This is a genomic window from Pseudomonas sp. R5-89-07 (assembly GCF_003851685.1).
Classification (GTDB): Bacteria; Pseudomonadota; Gammaproteobacteria; order Pseudomonadales; family Pseudomonadaceae; genus Aquipseudomonas.
The window spans coordinates 14,910-31,987 of sequence record NZ_CP027727.1 but is presented as its reverse complement, the minus strand read 5'-3'; the positions used below and the strand labels follow the sequence as shown (position 1 = coordinate 31,987).

Here is a 17,078-nt window from a genome sequence, read left to right as displayed (position 1 = left end):
TAAATAACAGTCCCATATATTGAGATACGGCAATGCAAAACCCTACATCTTGTTAAGAAGATGACGATGGCGTCGGCATACAGAGGTTAAAAAATAGACAAATCCAGCTCGCGCATCGCGCCCATCCAGATCGCGTAGTCGGTGTGATCCTTCAGGTCATCGCCGGTCTCGGGATGCAGGAAGACCACCAGGCCGTTGCGATGCAGCGCCAGCCACGGCAGCACCACGCCGATGTATTCCGGCTCGAACGCCAACTGGCAGCTCCAGTCCGGGTGCGGGCCCACCGGGCGTTCATGCACGCGGCCCATGCGCAGCGGGAAGAGGGCCGCCGCGTCTTCACACAAGGTGCGCGCCTGGTCGATCGTACTGGCGTCGAAGTAGATATGGGCGTGATAGCCCTTGATACGTTGCATGACGAACTCCCGATCCCTGTGCGCCGATCCTAGACCGCAATCGACGGCAGGGCCAGCCCGGTCAGTGACTGCGCGCTGCTGGCCTGCTCCGCCACCAGCCACTCGACGAAGCGCTCGACCAACTGCCCGCGACGCTTGCGCTGGGGTTGCACCACGTAATAGCCGAAACGCGAGACCACCGTGTCGCTGATCGGCCTGCACAACCAGTCTTGCTCCAGCAGATTGTCCACCAGGTGGCGCCAGCCGATGGCGACGCCCTGGCCGGCAATCGCCGCCTGGATCAGCAGGGTGTAATTGTCGAAACGCAATTGCCCAGGCGTGGGCGCGGCGCTGATACCCAGCTCGCGGAATACACCGGCCCAGTCGAACCACTGGCTGTTGTTTTCCTGGCGCAAGTGCAGCAAGGGATAGTCCGGCAGGCTCTGCACCGTCAGCGGCGTGGTTTGGTGCTTGAGCCACTGCGGGCTGCACACCGGGAAGACTTCTTCGTTGAACAGCCACAGGCTGTCGCCCTGCTTGAAGCGCCCATCGCCAAACAGCACCGCCACGTCGATGTCGCTGCGCAGGCTGGCGTGGTTGCGCTCGCTGGTCACCAGGCTGACGTCGACCTGCGGGTTGGCCTCATGGAAGCGATGCAGGCGCGGCATCAGCCAGTAGGCGGCGAAGGCAAAGTCGGTGGCCACTTGCAGCACTTCGTGCTGGTCCTGTTGGGTGACTGTGCTCAGGCCCAGGTTGATGGTTTGCAGGCCGGCTTGAACCTGTTCGAACAGCAGGGCGCCCGCATCGGTCAATTCGATGCCACGGTAGATACGGTCGAACAAGCGGATCGCCAACTGCTCTTCCAGACGTTTGATCTGCTGGCTGATGGCCGGTTGGGTGGTGCCCAGCTCCATCGCGGCGCCCGTGAAACTGCGCTGGCGCGCAGCCGCTTCAAACGCTCGCAGCAGATCGAGGGACAGGTCACCGAGCGCTTCATACATAAGCTGTGCTTATCCTAGGCATTGTAATTCATGGGCTTTACCGCGTTTTCAGAGGGCCGCATGCTGATTCGCATAAACACCGCCTATGGAATGCCGAGAAACCATGAAGCGCAAGAACATTCTTTTCATCATGGCCGATCAAATGGCCGCGCCGATGCTGCCGTTCTACGGACCTTCCCCGATCAAGTTGCCGAACCTGAGCCGCCTCGCCGAAAACGCCGTGGTGTTCAATGCTGCCTATTGCAACAGCCCACTGTGCGCACCGTCGCGCTTTACCTTGGTCAGCGGCCAGTTGCCGAGCAAGATTGGCGCCTATGACAACGCGGCGGACTTCCCGGCCGATGTGCCCACCTACGCCCACTACCTGCGCCGCCTCGGCTACCGCACCGCGCTGTCGGGCAAGATGCATTTCTGCGGTCCCGACCAGTTGCATGGCTATGAAGAGCGCCTGACCAGCGACATCTACCCGGCCGACTACGGTTGGGCGGTGAACTGGGATGAACCGGACGTGCGCCCCACCTGGTATCACAACATGTCCTCGGTGCTGCAAGCCGGGCCGTGCGTGCGTACCAATCAGCTGGATTTTGACGAAGAGGTGGTGTTCAAGGCCCAGCAATACCTGTTCGACCATATTCGCGAGGACGGCGAGCAACCGTTCTGCCTGACCGTGTCGATGACTCATCCCCATGATCCGTACACCATTCCCAAGCCGTTCTGGGACCTGTACGACGACCACGACATCCCCTTGCCTGAAACGCCAGCACAGGGTGATCTCGACCCGCACTCCCAGCGTTTGCTCAAGGTCTACGACCTGTGGGGCAAACCGTTGCCTGTGGATAAGATCCGTGATGCTCGCCGTGCCTACTTCGGCGCCTGCAGCTACATCGACAGCAACGTCGGCAAGCTGCTGCAAACCCTGGAAGACACCGGCCTGGCCGAAAACACCCTGATCATCTTCTCGGGTGACCACGGCGACATGCTGGGCGAACGCGGCCTCTGGTACAAAATGCACTGGTTCGAAATGGCCGCCCGCGTGCCGCTGCTGATCAGTGCGCCGGGGCAATTCGCGGCGCGCCGTGTGACCCAGGCCGTCTCGACCGCCGACCTGCTGCCCACCCTGGTGGAATTGGCCGGCGGCGAGCTGGACCCGCGCCTGCCACTGGACGGCCGCTCGCTGCTGCCGCACTTGCAAGGCGAGGGCGGGCACGACGAAGTCTTTGGCGAATACATGGCCGAAGGCACCATCAGCCCGCTGATGATGATTCGCCGCGGCGCCTACAAATTCATCTACAGCGAAGACGACCCGTGTCTGCTGTTCGATGTGCACAGCGACCCGCACGAGCGGGAGAACCTCAGCCAGTCACCGGAGCACCGGGCACTGTTCGAGGCATTTTTGAACGAGGCGCGGGCCAAATGGGACATCCCGGCGATCCACCAACAGGTACTCGCCAGCCAACGCCGCCGTCGCCTGGTGTTCGAAGCACTGACCCAGGGCAAGCTCAAGAGCTGGGATCACCAGCCGCCGGTAGACGCCAGCCAGCAGTACATGCGCAACCATATCGACCTCGACGACCTGGAGCGCAAGGCACGTTACCCACAACCCTGCCAAAACCAATAAATACAGAGGGAAGGCCATGCAAAAGTTAACGGTAGTGCTGGGCATTCTGGCGTTGAGCAGCGCCAACGCTTACGCCGGTGCCAGTTGTGAAACGGTGAAAATGGCCGATCCCGGCTGGAGCGACATTGCGGCGACCAACGCCATCACCGGTTTTCTGCTGACCGGCATGGGCTACAAGGCCAAGGTCGACACGCTGGCGGTGCCGATTACCTTTGGCGGGCTCAAGGACGGCCAGGTTGACGTGTTCATGGGCAACTGGATGCCGGCGCAGCAAGGCTTTTATGACAAATTCGTGGCCAACGGCGATGTGGTGCAACTGGCCAAGAACCTCGACGGCACCGAGTTCACCCTCGCCGTGCCGGACTATGTGTGGGACGCCGGCGTGCGTGATTTTGCCGACCTGAATAAATTCGCCGACAAGTTCGACAAGAAGATCTACGGCATCGGCTCCGGCGCCCCGGCGAATATCTCGCTGCAGGAGATCATCAAGAAGAATGACTTCGAGCTTGGCCAATGGAAGCTGATCGAGTCGAGTGAACAGGCGATGCTCGCCGAAGTCTCGCGGGCGGTGAAGAAACAGCGCTTCGTCACCTTCCTCGGCTGGACGCCACACCCAATGAACGTGCAGTTGAAGATGCACTACCTCAAAGGCGGCGAGAAGTATTTTGGCGACACTGGCAGCGTCTATACCTTGACCCGCAAGGGCTATGCGCAAGCCTGCCCGAATGTGGGGAAACTGCTGACCAACCTGAGTTTCACTCAAGACATGGAGAACAGCATCATGGCTGAAGTGGCGAACAAGAAGGTCAGCAATGCCGATGCGGCGAAGGCCTGGATCAAGGCCAATCCGGCGGTGTTGGACAAGTGGCTGGACGGCGTGAAAACCCTGGACGGCCAGGATGCGTTGGCCGCTGTGAAAGCCAAACTCTAAGACACACCACGATCCAAATGTGGGAGGGGGCTCGCCCCCTCCCACAAGGACCAGTGTGTACTGATACCCTGAGCCCAATTTTTGAACCCGAGCCTGCGATGTCCCGGCCCAACCGCCACACACTGTTCCCCTTCCTCAGCTGGCTGCCACGCCAAACCCGCGCCAGCGTCGGCCGCGATGCCATCGTGGGTCTGAGCGGCGCAGTGCTTGCGCTGCCGCAGTCGATTGCCTACGCATTGATCGCCGGGCTCCCACCGGAGTACGGTCTCTACGCCGCCATCGTTCCGGTGATGATCGCTTGTTTGTGGGGCTCGTCATGGCACCTGATCTGCGGCCCTACCGCGGCGATCTCCATCGTGCTCTACGCCAGTGTCAGCCCGCTGGCGGTGCCGGGGTCCCAGGACTACATCACCTTGATCCTGCTGCTGACCTTTCTCGCCGGGGTGTTCCAGTGGTTGCTGGGCCTGCTGCGCTTCGGCGCGCTGGTGAATTTTGTCTCCCATTCGGTAGTACTCGGCTTTACCCTCGGTGCCGCCGTGGTGATCGCCCTCGGTCAACTGCCCAACCTGCTGGGCCTGGAACTTGTGAGCCAGGCCACGGCCATCGACAGCCTGCTGGCGCTGATCGAGCATGCCGGTGAGTGGGACCGCGCCTCGCTCGCATTGGGCTTGGGCACCTTGCTGGTGGGCGCGCTGCTCAAATACCTGATGCCACGCTGGCCCACCCTGTTGATCGCCCTGGCCCTGGGCAGCTTTGCCGCGTGGCTGTGGCCGTCGCTATTCGGGCATGTGGCGCTGGTCAGCTCGTTTGTCGGCAAGCTGCCACCCTTGCGCCCCTTGCCAATGGACTTGGATACGCTCCTGCGCCTGCTACCCAGTGCCGTGGCAGTGGGCATGCTGGGCCTGGTCACCAGCCTATCGATTGCGCGCTCACTGTCGGCGCGTTCACAACAAGTGCTCGATGCGAATCAGGAAGTTCGCGCCCAAGGTTTATCCAACATCATCGGCGGGTTTTTTTCCGGGTATTTGTCGGCAGGTTCCTTCACCCGCTCCGGCCTCAGTTATGAGGCGGGCGCCCGCTCACCACTGGCCGGCGTGTTTTCCGCGCTCTGGGTGGCGCTGTTCGCGCTGTTTGGCGCAGGGTTGATTTCACGCATTCCGATCCCCAGCATGGCAGCGAGTATCCTGCTGATCTGCTGGGGGCTGGTGGACCGCCGAGGCATTCGTGCCTTATTTCGCGTGAGCCGCGCCGAGTTCGTGGTGATGGGCCTGACGTGCGTCGCCACGTTGTTGCTGGAACTGCAGACAGCGATTTATGCGGGGGTGCTCGCGTCGCTGTTTTTCTACCTCAAGCGCACTTCGCAACCACGGGTTCAGCACTGGCGCGACGGTGACGAGGAGGTATTGCGAGTAGGCGGTTCGATCTTTTTTGGCGCCAGCCACTACCTGCAAGTGCGCCTGCAACGCTTGCAGGGCGAGCGGGTGGTGATCGAGTCGCAGCAGATCAACTTCATCGACTACTCCGGGGTGGAGATGCTGCACCAGGAAGCCCGGCGGTTGGCGGCGCTGGGGCGTAGCCTGACGTTGCGCGGGGCCAGGCCACAAGTCGTTGAAGAACTGAAGAAACTGGAAGGCGCCGACAACTGCCCCATCCATTTCCAAGACTAATGCGATCAAAAAATTGGCTCCAACGCCAGTCAGTTAAGCGAGCGGGGTCACTGTAGGAGCGAGCTTGCTCGCGAAAAACGCCCAGGCAACGCGTTCATTCTGGATAAACGCGGTGGCCCTGAGTTCTTCGCGAGCAAGCTCGCTCCTACAAAAAGCACTGGCATTGGGGCAAGCCCCCTCCCACATTTGATTTGCGTCAGACCAACTGACGGCGTAGCTCGGCCAGCACTGGCGCCGAATCCGGGCGCACGCCGCGCCACAGGAAGAAGGCTTGCGCCGCTTGTTCCACCAGCATGCCCAGGCCATCCATCGCTACCGCAGCACCCTGTTCCTCAGCCCAGCGGCAGAACGCGGTGGGTTCCTTGGCGTACATCATGTCGTAGCAGAACGTCTTGCCCGGCTCGATCAGGCTGACGGCAATCGGCGGTACATCGCCTGTAAGGCTGGCGGAGGTGGCATTGATGATGACGTCCACCGGCTCACGCAGCCAATCGAAACCACTGGCCGACACCGGGCCCAGATCGTCGAACAGTTCAGCCAGTGCTTCAGCCTTTTCGACGGTGCGGTTGGCGATAATCAGCGAGGCCGGCTTCTCGGCGAGCAGCGGTTCCAGCACCCCACGCACCGCGCCCCCGGCGCCCAGCAGCAGGATGCGCTTGCCGTGCAGGTTCAGCCCGGCGTTCACCGTGAGATCGCGCACCAGGCCGGCGCCGTCGGTGTTGTCGCCCAGCAATGTGCCGTCGGCCAGCTTGCTCAGGGTATTCACCGCACCGGCGCGCTGGGCACGCTCGGTGAGGGTGTTGGCTAGCCGGAAAGCGTCTTCCTTGAACGGCACGGTGACATTCGCACCACGACCGTGTTGAAAGAACTTACGGGCGCAGCCGGCGAAATCCTCCAGCGGCGCGAGCAGTGTGCTGTAGTCCAGTTGCTCACCGGTCTGCTCGGCGAACATGCGGTGAATCAACGGCGACTTGCTGTGACCGATGGGGTTGCCGAATACGACGTAGCGATCCATCAAACCACCGCCTTGGGTGCTGCGAGGCCAAGCCAGTCGCGGTCCTGCAGAAAATAGTCGGTAAGGCGCGCTTCCTCGCTGCCGGCTTCGGCTTTCCAGTCGTAGCTCCAGCGCACCTGGGGCGGCAGCGACATCAGGATCGACTCGGTACGCCCGCCCGATTGCAGGCCAAACAGGGTTCCACGGTCATAGACCAGGTTGAACTCGACGTAGCGGCCCCGGCGGAATTCCTGGAACTGGCGCTGCTGTTCGGTATAGGCCATCGCCTGGCGGCGTTGCACGATCGGCAGGTAGGCGTCGATGTAGGCATCACCGATGGCGCGGATGAAGGCGAAGCAGGTGTCGAAGCCCCACTCGTTCAAATCATCGAAAAACAGGCCGCCGATGCCACGCGGCTCGTTACGGTGTTTGATATGGAAATAGGTATCGCACCAGGCTTTGTAGCGCGAGTAGACGTCTGGGCCAAACGGCGCACAGGCCTGCTCGGCCACGCGATGCCAGTGGATGCAGTCCTCTTCGTTGGCGTAATACGGCGTGAGGTCAAAGCCGCCGCCAAACCACCACACCGGCTCTTCGCCTTCTTTTTCAGCGGTGAAAAAGCGCACGTTGGCGTGGGACGTCGGCACGTGGGGGTTATGGGGATGGATCACCAGCGACACGCCCAACGCCTCGAAGCCGCGACCGGCCAGTTCAGGGCGGTGCGCACTGGCGGACGGTGGCAGCCCGCTGCCGAACACGTGGGAAAAGTTAACGCCGCCTTTTTCGATGACCGAACCGTTTTCAATCACACGGGTGCGACCGCCACCACCGGCAGGCCGGGTCCAGGCGTCTTCGATAAAACGCGTGTCCGTCTCGAAGGTTTCCAGGGCGCTGCAAATACGGTCTTGCAGGTCGAGCAGGTAGGCTTTAACAGCCTCGGTGCGGGTAGTCATGGCATCACCTTGAACGGGCAAAGCTACGCGAGGCCATTGGGCGTCGGCGGCAAATGGGCGCACAGGATACCACCGCACCCGGTGCCGCCACAGTTGACGAAGATCAAGCTTAGGAGTCCGATAGGGGCCTTTGTATAGTCGACCCAAGGAGAAGGTAGATGGCCAAACGTATCCAGTTCAGTGCCCACGGCGGCCCCGAAGTGCTCGAGTATGTGGACTACACGCCAGCAGAACCTGGCCCACAGCAGGTTCGGGTGCGCAACGAAGCCATCGGCCTGAACTTCATCGACACTTACTTTCGCAGCGGCCTTTACGCACCACCGGCCCTGCCATCGGGGCTGGGCGCCGAGGGCGCGGGAGTGGTCGATGCCGTGGGCAGTGAAGTCAGCCAATTCAAGATCGGTGACCGCGTCGCCTATGGCAGCGGCCCGCTGGGCGCCTACAGCCAGTTGCACGTATTGCCCGCCGCCAACCTGGTGCACCTGCCAGACGAGATCAGCTTCGAACAGGCCGCCGGCGCCATGCTCAAGGGCCTGACCGTGCAGTACCTGTTGCGCCAGACGTATGAGTTGAAAGGCGGCGAAACTATCCTGTTCCACGCCGCGGCCGGCGGCGTGGGCTCCCTGGCCTGCCAATGGGCCAAGGCGTTGGGCGTCAAATTGATCGGTACGGTGAGCTCACCGGAGAAAGCCGCGCTGGCCAAATCCCTGGGCGCCTGGGAAACCATCGACTACAGCAAGGAAAATGTCGCACAGCGCGTGCTGGAGTTGACCGACGGCAAAAAGGTGCCGGTGGTGTATGACGGCGTCGGCAAGGACACCTGGCTGACCTCGCTGGACAGCGTGGCACCGCGTGGGTTGGTGGTGAGCTTTGGTAATGCCTCGGGCGCGGTGGACGGGGTGAACCTGGGGATTCTGTCGGCGAAGGGTTCGCTGTATGTCACCCGCCCGACGCTGGCGACCTATGCGAGCAATCCGAAGGACTTGCAGGTGATGGCCGATGATCTGTTCTCGATGATCAAAAGCGGCAAAGTGCGCATCGACATCAACCAGCGTTATGCACTGGCGGACGCGGCCAAAGCGCAGACCGAGTTGTCAGCGCGGCGCACGACCGGCTCAACCATTCTGCTGCCTTAAGCAAGTCATCGGGGGCAAGCCCCCTCCCACTCTTGACCGAGTTCTCATGACAAACACCGATCAAATGTGGGAGGGGGCTTGCCCCCGATGGGCGCGACTGGATCTCAAGACGGTCGCACCACATCCCCCGTCACCAGGTCACGAATCAGGCTCGGGTTCTTGCGCCCACCCAGGGCGCCACCCAGCACAAGGTCGACTTGCCCACGGAAATACTGCTCCACTCGGATCCGCGTACGCGCCGCCGGGCGGCCCTGGGGGTTGGCCGAAGTGGAAATCAACGGCCCGACCTGGGCGCACAAATCCCGCACCAATGGGTGGTCACTGACCCGCAGCGCCACGGTGTCATGCACACCCGTGACCCATTCCGGCAGCAGGTCCTGATGCGGCACCAGCCAGGTATTCGGCCCCGGCCAGGTGCTGGCCATGCGCTCGATCCAGGTGTCGGGGAAATCTTCGAACAGGAAGTCGAACTGGCGAATGTTATCCGCGACCAGGATCAGGCCCTTATCCACCGAGCGGTTCTTGATCGCCAGCAGACGGTCCACCGCCTCTTCGTTCCACGGGTCGCAGCCCAGTCCCCAGACCGCTTCGGTCGGATAGGCAATCACCGCACCTGCGCGAATTTCTCGTGCGGCTTCCAGCACACGCCACCTGTTGACCATTGTTTACCCTCCGAACTAAAGCTGTGGGCAGTTTACCGATCTTCGTTACAAAACCCAGCTAGAAAAGCGCCCTACAACAGCGCGCACCGCGCTAGCCAGCGCCCGCTTTCACAAATCACTTGGCCCTCGAGTTCCAGCTCGGTAAGGGTCGCCAACACCTGGGACAGCGGCCGGCCACTGGCAATCGCCAGGGCTTCACTGGTGTGCGGAGCCGCGTGCAGCAAGGCCACCAGAGGATGGACGACCGGCACCGGCGCCGGCCGTGACAACGCCTGCCAACCGCGTAATCCTTCAAGGATGTGCTCGATGGTTTCCACCAGCACCGCGCCATCGCGGATCAACTGATGACACCCTTTGGCCCCAGGATGATGAATGGAACCTGGAATGGCATAGACCTCACGTCCTTGTTCGCCCGCCAGCCGTGCGGTAATCAGCGAACCGCTGGCTGTGCTGGCCTCCACCACCAGAACCCCCAGGGACAAACCGCTGATGATGCGATTGCGTCGTGGAAAGTTGCCGGCCTGGGGTGGGGCATCCAATGGAAACTCGGAAACGACGGCGCTGCCCTGGGCAATCATGGCGTCGGCGAGCTTTTTGTGGCGCTGTGGATAAAAATTTTCCAGGCCGGTGCCGAGCACGCCGATGGTATGGCCGCCGACATCCAATGCGGCTTGATGGGCCGCGCCGTCGATACCCAGCGCGAGGCCGCTGGTGATGACAAAACCGGCGCTTGCCAGGCTGCGGGAAAAGGCGGCGGCGGTGTCCATGCCAGGGCGCGATGCACGACGGCTACCGACCATGGCCAACTGCGGTTTTTCCAGCAGGGTCGGGTCGCCGGCAACGAATAACAGCGGCGGTGCATCGTCAATCTGGCCGAGCAGTGCCGGGTACTCAGGCTGGTCCCACATCAGTAAATGCTGGGCCGGACGGGCCAGCCAGGCCAGTGCCGCACTGGCGCCATCACGGATGTCCGGGCTGCGCCGGGCATCGGCACTGACGGCCGGCAACCCGAGAGAGCGCCAGGCGCTGGCAGGGGCACTGATGGCTTTGGAAGCAGAGCCGAACGCCTCGATCAACACGCGAAAGCGCTGGGGACCCAGTTCCGGCAGCCTGTGCAAGCGTAGCCGGGCTTCCAGTTCCGCCGGGGAAATTTCATTGCTGTTTATCGGAAACATTTGATCATCCTTGATCGGAACAAGCTGTGGATAACTCTGTTGGTAACTTATTTAGCAGGCTATTTATTGCGTTTGTTCGGCAGTCTCGAAACGGTCCATGACCGCCAGGGCCCGGGAGGCGCTGAGAACCAGGGCATAGCTGAGCTTTTCATGGGTGCGAAACACCAGCAGGGTGCCGGCTCGAACATCCGGGAGTGTCGTCTGGGCGCCCGTAAGTGCATCGCGCACCGAGGCGCCGGCCCTGATCACGGTAAGCAATTGGCCGTCGGCCAATCCGTCCCGGCGCCCCTTGTTCAGGGTCACCGCGTCCAGCAGGCCGATCTGCGATACGCCCCTGGGGACGTCGATGATGTGCCCTTCAACGAAGGATGCATGTGCGGGCGTTGTCAGGCTGATAGCAGGTTCGGCGCGAAGCAAACGGTCACCGGGGCGGACTTCCCGGGTAACCCTTTGCACGGCCAGGGTGGTGAGGTCACCGGCCAGCAGAAAGCGGGCAGTACCGATGTCGTCGGCGTTGATGCCAAGCAGTTCGTGGGTGTCGGGGTCGGTGTAGGCCTTGCCTCGGCGGAAAATCCCGTAGTTCGGCTGGGCGGGGTCCAGGCTGCCTCTGGCATGGATGTGTTCACCATTGGCGCCCAGCACGCGTCCGGCATCGGTGGCAACGATGTAGGGGGCGTTGTCCAGGTCCTCAGGCGAGTCGAACAGGCGGTTGTGCAGCAAAAAAGCCTGGATCGCCTTTTGCGTGGTGGCGTCCAGGCGCTGTTCGGGCGGCGGAACCAGCGCCACAGCGAACGGTGCCCAGAGCAGCAGGACGAGTAGCGATTTCCTCATGGGGTCAATCTCCTTTATTATGTGCGTTCGCGTGAAACGCCATGGCCTTCGCGGCTTTCGAACGTTTCACACCGGCTGCCTGGGTCCATCCCACCGCCGATTTGCCTCTACCTCACATGTGCAGCAATTACGCTTATGGCTATTTTGAACATCCTCGAATTTCCCGACTCGCGCCTGCGCACGATCGCCAAGCCGGTGGCCGTAGTGGACGACAAGGTTCGTCAGTTGGTCGATGACATGTTTGAAACAATGTATGAAGCCCCGGGCATCGGCCTCGCCGCGACCCAGGTCAATGTGCATCTGCGCGTCGTGGTCATGGACCTGTCCGAAGATCGCAGCGAACCACGGGTGTACATCAACCCCGAGTTCGAACCGCTGACCGACGAGATGGGCGAATACCAGGAAGGTTGCCTGTCGGTGCCGGAGTTCTACGAAAACGTCGAACGCCCGCTGCGCGTGAAGATCAAGGCCCTGGACCGCGACGGCAAGCCGTTCGAGCTGATTGCCGAAGGCCTGTTGGCGGTGTGTATCCAGCATGAGTGCGATCACCTCAACGGCAAGCTGTTTGTCGACTACCTGTCCACGCTCAAGCGTGACCGGATCAAGAAGAAGCTGGAAAAAAAGCATCGCCAGCAAGCTTGATGCTCTCCTTCCAAAGGCTTGCCACGGCAAGCCTTTTTCTTTTGTGACTGTTTTTAACCGAGAACTCCGATGACCGAGCCACTGCGCATTGTTTTTGCCGGTACCCCAGAATTTGCCGCCGAACACCTCAAGGCGCTGCTTGCCAGCCCTTATGAAATCGTCGCGGTGTACACCCAGCCGGATCGCCCGGCCGGGCGCGGGCAAAAACTGATGCCAAGCCCGGTCAAGCAACTGGCGCTAGAGCACGCCATCCCCGTGCTGCAGCCGCCCACCCTGCGCAACGCCGAGGCCCAGGCCGAGCTGGCCGCATTGAAGCCGGACCTGTTGGTGGTCGTCGCCTACGGCTTGATCCTGCCCCAGGCCGTGCTCGACATCCCGCGCCTGGGCTGCATCAACAGTCACGCGTCGCTGCTGCCACGCTGGCGCGGAGCGGCACCGATCCAGCGCGCGGTCGAAGCGGGCGACCGCGAAAGCGGCGTGACCGTCATGCGCATGGAAGCAGGCTTGGACACCGGCCCGATGCTGCTCAAAGTCACCACCCCGATCACCGCTCAGGACACCGGCGGCAGCCTGCATGACCGTCTGGCTGAAATGGGCCCGCCCGCCGTCATCCAGGCCATCGCCGGTCTCGCTGCCGGCACCCTCGAAGGCGAAGTGCAGGATGACAGCCTGGCGACCTACGCCCACAAACTGAACAAAGACGAAGCACGTATCGACTGGAGCCGCCCCGCCGTCGAGCTGGAGCGCCTGGTGCGTGCGTTCAACCCTTGGCCGATCTGCCACAGCACGCTCAACGGCGAAGCCTTGAAAGTGCTGGCTGCGAGCCTGGCCGATGGCAACGGCGCGCCCGGAGAAATCATCGGTGCCAGCAAGGACGGCCTGTTGGTCGCCTGCGGTGAACAGGCGCTGTGCCTGACGCGCCTGCAATTGCCCGGTGGCAAGGCGCTGAATTTCAGCGATCTGTTCAACAGCCGCCGTGAGAAATTCGCCCCCGGCACCCTCCTTGGAGTGACCGCTCAATGAACCCGCGTCTGGCCGCCGCCAAGGCGCTCGCCGCCGTACTCAACGGCAAGGCTTCGTTGAACAGTTCACTGCCTGTTCAGCTGGATAAGGTTGAAGACCGTGATCGCGGTTTCACTCAGGACCTGGCCTTCGGCACCGCGCGTTGGCAGCCACGGTTGTCGGCGCTGGCGGCCAAGCTGCTGCAAAAACCTTTCAAGGCGGCCGATGCCGATGTTGAAGCGCTGCTGCTGGTCGGCCTCTATCAATTGCTCTACACCCGTGTGCCGGCCCACGCCGCCATCGGTGAGACGGTTGGTTGCGCCGACAAGCTGAAGAAACCTTGGGCCAAGGCCTTGCTCAATGCCGTGCTGCGCCGCGCCCAGCGCGAAAGCGAAGCGCTGCTGGCCGAACTCGAACATGACCCGGTGGTGCGCACCGCCCACCCGCGATGGCTGCAAAAATCCTTGAAGGCTTTCTGGCCGCAGCAATGGGAAGCGATTTGCGCGGCGAACAATGCGCACCCTCCGATGATCCTGCGGGTCAACCGCCGCCACCACAGCCGCGACGCTTACCTGCACTTGCTCAGCGGGGCCGGCATCAACGCCACGCCGTGCGTGTACAGCATCGACGGCATCGTGCTCGAAGCGGCCGCCGACGTGCGCAGCCTGCCGGGCTTTGCCGACGGCTGGATCAGCGTGCAGGACGAAGCGGCGCAATTGGCCGCCGACCTGCTCGACCTGGCGCCCGGTCAACGCGTATTGGACGCCTGCTGCGCCCCTGGCGGTAAGACCTGTCACATCCTGGAAGTCGAAAAAGACCTGGCCGGTGTAGTAGCCGTCGACCTGGAAGCCAAACGCCTGGTGCGCGTGCGGGAAAACCTCGCACGCCTGGGACTGAGCGCCGACCTGATCGCCGCCGACGGCCGCGACACCGCCACTTGGTGGGACGGCAAACCGTTCCAGCGCATTCTGCTGGACGCGCCGTGCTCGGCAACCGGTGTGATCCGTCGCCACCCGGATATCAAACTGACCCGCCAAGCCGATGACATCGCCGCGCTGGCCGTGCTGCAAGGCGAACTGCTCGACGCGCTGTGGCCAACCCTGGAAGTCGGCGGCATGCTGCTGTACGCCACCTGTTCCACCTTGCCCACCGAGAACACCGAGGTCATCGAAGCCTTCCTTGCCCGCACCAGCGGCGCCCGGGAACTGGACCTTGCGACCACCGCCGGCATCAAGCAGCCCCACGGGCGCCAATTGCTTGCGCAGGAAGGCGGGCACGACGGCTTCTACTACGCCAAACTGATCAAGATCGCCGCCGTGCGCGGCTGAATGGTTTTTAGGGAGTGACCGGATGAAAATCATCATCCTCGGGGCAGGGCAGGTAGGTGGCACGCTGGCCGAGCATTTGGCCAGTGAAGCCAACGACATCACCGTGGTCGACACCGACAGCGAGCGCCTGCGCAACCTGGGCGACCGCCTGGACATCCGCACGGTGCAAGGGCGTGCGTCGTTCCCGACCGTGCTGCGTCAAGCCGGCGCCGACGATGCCGACATGCTCGTCGCGGTCACCAACAGCGACGAGACCAATATGGTCGCCTGCCAGGTCGCCCACACGCTGTTCCACACCCCGACCAAGATCGCCCGCGTCCGCGAAGCGGCCTACCTGACCCGCGCCGGCCTGTTCGATAACGACGCGATTCCGGTGGACGTGCTGATCAGCCCGGAACAAGTGGTCACTCATTACATCAAGCGCCTGATCGAAATCCCGGGTGCCTTGCAGGTGATCGACTTCGCCGAAGGCAAGGCGCAGCTGGTCGCAGTAAAGGCCTACTACGGCGGGCCGCTGGTGGGCCAGCAATTGCGCCAACTGCGCGAACACATGCCGAATGTGGAAACCCGCGTCGCGGCGATTTTCCGGCGTGACCGGCCGATCCTGCCCCAGGGCGACACCGTGATCGAAGCCGATGACGAAGTGTTTTTCATCGCGGCCAAGGCGAACATTCGTGCCGTGATGAGCGAAATGCGCCGGCTCGACGAAACCTATAAACGCATCGTCATCGCGGGCGGCGGGCAGATTGGCGAGCGCCTGGCAGAGGCAATTGAAAGCCGCTACCAGGTGAAGATCATCGAGATGAGCCCCACACGCTGCCGGCATTTGTCCGACACGCTCGACAGCACCGTGGTGCTGCAGGGCAGTGCTTCGGACCGCGACCTGCTGATGGAAGAAAACATCGCCGACGCGGACATCTTCCTGGCGCTGACCAACGATGACGAGGCCAACATCATGTCCTCGCTGCTGGCCAAGCGGCTGGGGGCGAAGAAGGTGATGACCATCATCAACAACCCCGCCTATGTCGATCTGATCCAGGGCGGTGATATCGACATCGCCATCAGCCCGCAACTGGCGACCATCGGTACGTTGCTGGCGCACGTACGCCGTGGCGATATCGTCAGCGTGCACTCCCTGCGCCGTGGCGCGGCCGAGGCTATCGAGGCGATTGCCCATGGCGATTCGAAGTCGAGCAAGGTGATCGGCAGGGCCATCCGCGATATCGGCTTGCCGCCGGGCACCACCATTGGCGCGATCATCCGCGATGAGGAAGTGATCATCGCCCACGACGACACGGTGATCGCTACCGGTGACCATGTGATCCTGTTCCTGGTGGACAAGAAACATATTCGCGATGTGGAGAAGCTGTTCCACGTAGGGTTGAGCTTTTTCTGATCAAGGAGCGACGCGATGCTGGAGTCCCTGGAAAAAATGCTGGCCAAGGGTGTGGACAACTCGCTGCTGCGCTTCGGGCTGGGCAAGGGTTATCTGGACCTGAAGGACTACGCCAGGGCGGTAAAGCACCTACAGAAATGTGTCGAGTTCGACCTTAAGTATTCGGCGGCCTGGAAGTTGTTGGGCAAGGCGCAGTTGGCGCAGGGTGATAACGCTGCCGCACGAAACGCGTGGGAAAGAGGCATAGAGGCGGCCCAGGCCCATGGCGACAAACAGGCCGAAAAAGAGATGACAGTGTTCCTGAAGAAACTCGACCGCCAGGCTTAATGCGGGACTTGAATGTGGGAGGGGGCTTGCCCCCGATAGCAGTGGATCAGTCAATGCATGGTTGACTGAACCACCGCCATCGGGGGCAAGCCCCCTCCCACATTGGTTTTGTGTTGTGGTTGAGTCAGTACCAGCGCGCCTCACCCGGCGGGCGTTTCTTGAAGCGCTTCATGCTCCACATGTACTGGCTCGGGTAGGCGCCGACATAGCGCTCCACCACCTTGCTCATCGCCGCGCAGGACGTGGCGGTATCGGTGCTGTACATGTCTTCCGGCGCCGCTTCCAGGATCACTTTATAGCCCGAGCCGTCTGGCAGCCGCAGTGCGTGCAGGAATACGCCCACCGCCTTGTGGCCCGCCAGCATGTTCGGTACGAACTTGCTGGTCAGTGCCTGGGTGGCGAAGAACGGCACGAAAATCCCGGCGGATTCAGCCGGCTCGGGGTCGGCAGGGATGCCCACCTGGCCGCCCTTGCGCACTTCCTTGATCACGCTGAGGATGCCTTCCTTGGTAGAAGCCGCCACGCGATTTCCCAGTTGCACGCGTTGCTTGCGCAGCAATTCATCAACGGCCTTGAGCTTGGGCGGGCGGTAGAAAATGATCGGTTTGCACTGGCTGCAATAGAAGTGGTTCAGCACCTCCCAATTGCCCAGGTGGCTGGTGATGCCCACCACGCCTTTACCCGACGCCAGGGCCTCGTGCAGCACTTCCAGGCCTTCGACTTCACGCACCAGGTCGATGGAGCGCTGGGCCGGCCAGATCCACGCGCAGGCGCTTTCGGTCAATGACTTGCCGATGTCCATCAGGCTGCGTCCCACCAGGCGCTCGCGCTCGGTCGGGTCCATGTCCGGGAAGCATTTGGAAAGGTTGATCCGCACCGTGTCACGGGAGCGGTTGGGGGTTTTCCACATGATCCAGCCGATACCCGTGCCGACGGCTTGTACGGCGCGCCAGGGCAGCAGGGCAAACAACCGAAGAGCGCCTACCAGCAAGGCGCCTTTAAACTTTTCCACAGTTCACTCCT

Annotated in this window: 17 protein-coding genes; 9 read left to right on the top strand and 8 right to left on the bottom strand. The window is 62.2% G+C overall.

Annotated elements, in window-relative coordinates; genetic code table 11:
* Positions 1–86 precede the first annotated feature (86 nt).
* Together C4J94_RS00140 and C4J94_RS00135 are read right to left on the bottom strand one after the other, a co-directional pair.
* A complete protein-coding gene (locus C4J94_RS00140; protein WP_124384453.1) occupies positions 87–413 on the bottom strand; it encodes a DOPA 4,5-dioxygenase family protein in 327 nt (108 codons plus the stop codon).
* A gap of 29 nt (positions 414–442) precedes the next feature.
* Positions 443–1,393, bottom strand: a complete 951-nt coding sequence (locus C4J94_RS00135; protein WP_124384452.1) for a LysR family transcriptional regulator — start codon at positions 1,391–1,393, stop codon at positions 443–445.
* Between the two features lie 103 nt (positions 1,394–1,496).
* Between C4J94_RS00135 and betC the strand changes: the two genes are divergently transcribed.
* From betC to C4J94_RS00120, 3 genes are all read left to right on the top strand, one after another.
* A complete protein-coding gene (gene betC, locus C4J94_RS00130) occupies positions 1,497–3,011 on the top strand; it encodes a choline-sulfatase (protein WP_124384451.1) in 1,515 nt (504 codons plus the stop codon).
* A gap of 16 nt (positions 3,012–3,027) precedes the next feature.
* On the top strand, positions 3,028–3,942 hold the full coding sequence (gene choX / locus C4J94_RS00125; protein WP_124384450.1) for a choline ABC transporter substrate-binding protein: 915 nt from the start codon (positions 3,028–3,030) through the stop codon (positions 3,940–3,942).
* A 98-nt stretch (positions 3,943–4,040) separates the two neighbouring features.
* On the top strand, positions 4,041–5,609 hold the full coding sequence (locus C4J94_RS00120; RefSeq protein ID WP_124384449.1) for a SulP family inorganic anion transporter: 1,569 nt from the start codon (positions 4,041–4,043) through the stop codon (positions 5,607–5,609).
* Between the two features lie 196 nt (positions 5,610–5,805).
* Here C4J94_RS00120 and aroE read toward each other — a convergent pair whose 3' ends face one another.
* Positions 5,806–6,624, bottom strand: a complete 819-nt coding sequence (aroE, locus tag C4J94_RS00115; protein ID WP_124384448.1) for a shikimate dehydrogenase — start codon at positions 6,622–6,624, stop codon at positions 5,806–5,808.
* Complete coding sequence (gene hemF, locus C4J94_RS00110) at positions 6,624–7,556, bottom strand: oxygen-dependent coproporphyrinogen oxidase (RefSeq protein ID WP_124384447.1); 933 nt, start codon at positions 7,554–7,556, stop codon at positions 6,624–6,626. The genes aroE and hemF overlap by 1 nt, the downstream gene beginning before the upstream one ends.
* A 158-nt stretch (positions 7,557–7,714) precedes the next feature.
* Here hemF and C4J94_RS00105 point away from each other — a divergent pair, with 158 nt between their 5' ends.
* On the top strand, positions 7,715–8,692 hold the full coding sequence (locus tag C4J94_RS00105) for an NADPH:quinone reductase (RefSeq protein WP_124384446.1): 978 nt from the start codon (positions 7,715–7,717) through the stop codon (positions 8,690–8,692).
* A 104-nt stretch (positions 8,693–8,796) separates the two neighbouring features.
* Here the strand turns inward: C4J94_RS00105 and C4J94_RS00100 are convergent, their stop codons facing one another.
* From C4J94_RS00100 to C4J94_RS00090, 3 genes are all read right to left on the bottom strand, one after another.
* Entirely contained in the window at positions 8,797–9,354 is a 558-nt protein-coding gene (locus C4J94_RS00100; protein WP_124360590.1) for an L-threonylcarbamoyladenylate synthase, read from the bottom strand.
* A 71-nt stretch (positions 9,355–9,425) separates the two neighbouring features.
* On the bottom strand, positions 9,426–10,529 hold the full coding sequence (gene dprA / locus C4J94_RS00095; RefSeq protein ID WP_124384445.1) for a DNA-processing protein DprA: 1,104 nt from the start codon (positions 10,527–10,529) through the stop codon (positions 9,426–9,428).
* Positions 10,530–10,592: 63 nt separating this feature from the next.
* Positions 10,593–11,360 carry a peptidoglycan-binding protein gene (locus C4J94_RS00090; protein ID WP_124384444.1) on the bottom strand — a complete coding sequence of 256 codons (768 nt, stop codon included), beginning with the start codon at positions 11,358–11,360 and terminating at the stop codon, positions 10,593–10,595.
* A 135-nt stretch (positions 11,361–11,495) separates the two neighbouring features.
* On the opposite strand from C4J94_RS00090, the gene def reads away from it, so the two are divergent.
* From def to C4J94_RS00065, 5 genes are all read left to right on the top strand, one after another.
* Complete coding sequence (def, locus tag C4J94_RS00085; protein WP_005783383.1) at positions 11,496–12,002, top strand: peptide deformylase; 507 nt, start codon at positions 11,496–11,498, stop codon at positions 12,000–12,002.
* Positions 12,003–12,071: 69 nt separating this feature from the next.
* Complete coding sequence (fmt, locus tag C4J94_RS00080; RefSeq protein ID WP_124384443.1) at positions 12,072–13,025, top strand: methionyl-tRNA formyltransferase; 954 nt, start codon at positions 12,072–12,074, stop codon at positions 13,023–13,025.
* Positions 13,022–14,332, top strand: a complete 1,311-nt coding sequence (rsmB, locus tag C4J94_RS00075; RefSeq protein WP_124384442.1) for a 16S rRNA (cytosine(967)-C(5))-methyltransferase RsmB — start codon at positions 13,022–13,024, stop codon at positions 14,330–14,332. Before fmt ends, rsmB begins: the two co-directional genes overlap by 4 nt.
* Before the next feature lie 22 nt (positions 14,333–14,354).
* Positions 14,355–15,728: a Trk system potassium transporter TrkA gene (gene trkA / locus C4J94_RS00070; protein ID WP_124384441.1), complete on the top strand. Its 1,374-nt coding sequence runs from the start codon at positions 14,355–14,357 to the stop codon at positions 15,726–15,728.
* Between the two features lie 15 nt (positions 15,729–15,743).
* On the top strand, positions 15,744–16,055 hold the full coding sequence (locus C4J94_RS00065; RefSeq protein ID WP_124384440.1) for a hypothetical protein: 312 nt from the start codon (positions 15,744–15,746) through the stop codon (positions 16,053–16,055).
* Between the two features lie 124 nt (positions 16,056–16,179).
* Here the strand turns inward: C4J94_RS00065 and C4J94_RS00060 are convergent, their stop codons facing one another.
* Positions 16,180–17,067 carry a lysophospholipid acyltransferase gene (locus C4J94_RS00060; RefSeq protein ID WP_124384439.1) on the bottom strand — a complete coding sequence of 296 codons (888 nt, stop codon included), beginning with the start codon at positions 17,065–17,067 and terminating at the stop codon, positions 16,180–16,182.
* Positions 17,068–17,078: the final 11 nt, after the last annotated feature.